The 1,021-nt window shown below is 44.7% G+C and carries 1 protein-coding gene; it reads left to right on the top strand.

Annotated features, from left to right (window positions below; genetic code table 11):
* Window positions 1-351: hypothetical protein (locus tag ACN0IC_RS15845; RefSeq protein WP_416879703.1), on the top strand; the 351-nt coding region annotated here is incomplete at its 5' end.
* Window positions 352-1,021: the final 670 nt, after the last annotated feature.

Genomic DNA, 1,021 nt, shown 5'->3' with positions numbered 1-1,021 from the left:
CTTAACTCAGCTCAGCCCTCCCCTTGGGTGGTGCACAGAACTCAACTCAGAGATATTACTGTATTACTGTTTCAGATGCATTGCAGTCCTGCCAATCTGCAGACACACAGCCGTTCCAAGCCGCCACCAGTCGCAGCACATCTCATCCCCTCTCTCCTCCCAGCCAGTTCCCGTATGATGAAGGCGATCGTGTCAGCAAGTTACCTGGCGGCCTCCCCAAAGCAGCGGCAGGTTCATCATGAAGTGAATCAAGAGCAAGAACGGACACCAGCGGACGACTCTGCCTCTGATGTCAGCCACTGTTCAAGAAAGTGTGATGAACACACCGCCGCCAAACACTCTTCTGGATAATTTATTTTGTGGAAAACCTTCTAAGGTTACTCTCGCCAGTGATGACATCAAGAAGAAGAAAACCAAACCAAGAATGGTCATAGTTCTAGTGTGTCTCCAAACTGGATTTCTACCTGTCTGTACTGTTGCACACCTCACACAGCAACCTGCAGCCAGTTGTCTCGAGGCACTCATTGTACAAACATATAATTTGTAGTGTTAAATATGCAAAGTGTTCTGTAACTATTTTGAATCAAATGATACCTAAAGACTCATGTGAAAATACATCATTGAGGCATAAAATCATTCTTTTCATGTGTGAGATTTGTGGGTAAAGTTTGATCTTGGAAACTGTGAGAGAGACGCATTTGAGGTAAAAACATAGACCTTAACTATCTTCAGCTGGCCGCCAGTAAAGCGACACCTTCTTCCTACTACGACTAGACCCAGAAGGACGGGACGCGAAATTGAAGGAGAAAGATAAAGCTTTCGAGGAAGTTGTCAGGTTTTAATCAAACTGTGCTCAGGTATGTGTGCTTTTACCGCGGGTCTGTGTGAATCTGTAAGAAATCTTGAGCTTGCTTCGCTTCATGCTTGTTACAGGGATTTTGGGCACTTTTCTTTATGAACATCCTTTAGTGGTTTCCAATTCATCAGTTTTGGCAAATGTAATGCCACACTTGTTGCAAGG

The organism is Litorimonas sp., assembly GCA_029936425.1.
Lineage (GTDB): Bacteria > Pseudomonadota > Alphaproteobacteria > Caulobacterales > Maricaulaceae > Litorimonas.
Note: the sequence above shows the minus strand (reverse complement) of the source record. Positions and strands in the feature narration are given on the sequence as shown.